General features: G+C 71.6%; 3 protein-coding genes. All 3 read right to left on the bottom strand.

The window, feature by feature from the left end:
- On the bottom strand, window positions 1-1,087 hold a 1,087-nt coding region (locus ALA01S_RS30750), incomplete at its 3' end, for a methyl-accepting chemotaxis protein (RefSeq protein WP_066343544.1).
- A 188-nt stretch (window positions 1,088-1,275) separates the two neighbouring features.
- Window positions 1,276-1,755: a chemotaxis protein CheW gene (locus ALA01S_RS30745; RefSeq protein WP_157119423.1), complete on the bottom strand. Its 480-nt coding sequence runs from the start codon at window positions 1,753-1,755 to the stop codon at window positions 1,276-1,278.
- 139 nt (window positions 1,756-1,894) lie between these two features.
- Window positions 1,895-2,473, bottom strand: a 579-nt coding sequence (locus tag ALA01S_RS30740) for a methyl-accepting chemotaxis protein (RefSeq protein ID WP_238456026.1), incomplete at its 5' end; no start/stop codon positions are given.

The following is a 2,473-nucleotide window of genomic DNA, read 5'->3' as shown; positions in this document are numbered from 1 at the left end:
CGTCAATGGTGCCGATGATGTCTTCGATGCGGTGGCTGGCGCTCTGGATGCCGTCCATGGTGCTGACCACGCGGGCCACCACCTCGCCGCCGCGCTGCGCCGCCTCGGAGGCCGAATTCGCGCACACGCTGGCCGTGGCGGCGGACTCGGCGCCCGCGCGCAGCGCATCGGTGACCTGCTGCAGGCTGGCCGCCGTTTGCTGCAGGTTGGCCGCGGTGTGCTCGGTGCGGGCGGAGAGGTCGGCGCTGCCCTGGGCGATCTCGTCGGAGGCCTTGGACACGTCGCTGGCGCTCTGGCGCATCTGGCCCACGAGGTGGCGCAGCGATTGCGTCATGCCGTCCAGCGCCTGCTGCAGGGTGCCGATCTCGTCGCGGCGGCCCACGTCGGCCCGCGCGGTGAGATCGCCCTGGCCGATGCGCGTGGCCATCGCGGCCAGCGCGTTCAGCGGCCGGCACAGGGAGCGCACCAGCAGCGCGCTGCTCACGCACATGAGGGCGATGGCCAAGGCCGTCACGGCGCTGCCCGTCCAGGCCAGCATGCGCATGGACGCCTCGGCCGCCTCGCTCAGCGCTTGCGAGCGCTGGCGCTGCAGCGCCACGAAGGCCTGCTGCACTTCGAGATAGGCCGTGATGGCCGGTTGCACGTCCGACGCCAGGCGGGCCATGGCCTGCTCGGCCTGCCCCTGCTGCTTGAGCGCGGCGGCCTGGTCGCGCGCGGCGATGTAGCGCTTGCGCGCCTGCGCCACCGCCGCCAGCGCGGCCTTTTCCTCATCGGTGCCGGCCAGCTCGTCCAGCGACGCCTGCAACTCGTTGATGCGCTTGGTCGTGGCCGCGATCGCGGGCTTGAACAGGGCCGCCACCGTCGCGTCGCCGGCCAGCGTGGACAGCACCCGCGTGGCGTTGGCCTGCGTGAGCCCGCTCCACTGCAGGGCAATTTCCAGCTTGCGCTGCTGGGCCTGCGTGTCCTGCGCGAACTGCGCCTGCAAGTGCCCGCCGCGCCAGGCGGTGAAGCCCGAGAGCAAGGCCAAGACCACTGAAATAGCCAGCGTGGGCAGCCACAGCTTGGACTTGATGCTCAGGAACTTCATACGCGTGCCCTCTGATCCAGCCTTGGGAACAAGCTGCCGCGTTCGCGATGAAAAACGCAGGCGAGCACAGGCGGGCAGGCGCGAAGGCCGGCCCAAGAGAAATACGAATAACCCGTGGGCGGGCGCCGCCACCCGCCCACGCGGCCGCCAGAGGGCGGCGCGCGGTGGGCAGCCGGCGCGCCGCGCCGTCAGCGTGCGGCGTCTATGAGGCCCATGTCGGCGCTGCTCATGAGCGCCTCGATGTCGATGAGGATGAGCATGCGCTCGCCCACGCCGCCGATGCCGGTGATGAAGCTCGCGTCCACGGTGGAGTTCATCTCCGGCGCGGGGCGGATCTGCTCGGTGTTGAGCTGCATCACGTCGGACACCGAGTCCACCACCGCGCCGACGATGCGCCCGCGCACGTTGAGCACGATCACCACGGTGAAGCTGTTGTACTCGGCCGTGTCGCAGCCCAGCTTCAGGCGCAGGTCCACCACCGGGACGATGACGCCGCGCAGGTTGACCACGCCCTTCATGAAGGCCGGCGCGTTGGCGATGCGCGTGGGCGGCTCGTAGGAGCGGATTTCCTGCACGCGCAGGATGTCTATGCCGTACTCCTCCTGGCCCAGGCGGAAGGTGAGGAATTCGCCGCCGCGCGGTTCGGCCATGGCACGGTTGCCGGCCATCTGGAGGGCGCCGGCCGTGGAGCGGGCGGGGGTGTTGATCAAATCCATGCGTGACTCCTGCATGTTGGGCCGACAAGGGGCCTGGGGACCTTCGGGGCCTGCCGCCCGGCGCTGGGCCTTTGGGCGGACAGGGCGATTTTTAGAACTGCTCCCATGCATCTTCCGCCGCCGTCGCCGCGGCGGGCGTGACGGAAGCCACGGGAGCGGCGGGCAGGGCGCCGCCACGGGTGCTGCGGGTACTGCCGGAACTGCCTGGACCGCCGTTGCGGGCCGCGCGCGCGATGAGCTGGGTGGCCTGCGACTTGGGGCTGGACGGCGCGGGCGCCAGGGCGGCCGCCTGGGGCAGCGCGTCGTGCGCGCCGGCTTCCAGGCGGAACACCGCGGCGGCGTTCTCCAGCGCCTGCGCCTGGTCGCGCAGGTGCTGCGCCGCGCCGGCGGTTTCCTCCACCAGCGCGGCGTTGTTCTGGGTGTGGGTGTCGAGCTGGCTCATGGTGTCGCGCACCTGGGCGATGCCGTCGGCCTGCTGCTGCATGGTCTGGCCCACGTTGCCGATGAGCTGCGCCACGCGGCGCACCTGGGCCACGATCTCGTCCATGGTGCTGCCGGCCTCGCTCACCAGGCGGCTGCCGGCCTCCACCTGCTCGACGCTGCCGCCGATGAGGGCCTTGATCTCGCGTGCCGCCGCGGCCGAGCGCTGTGCCAGCGCGCGCACCTCGCC

Source organism: Azohydromonas lata NBRC 102462 (assembly GCF_001571085.1).
Lineage (GTDB): Bacteria > Pseudomonadota > Gammaproteobacteria > Burkholderiales > Burkholderiaceae_C > Azohydromonas > Azohydromonas lata.
Note: the sequence above shows the minus strand (reverse complement) of the source record. Positions and strands in the feature narration are given on the sequence as shown.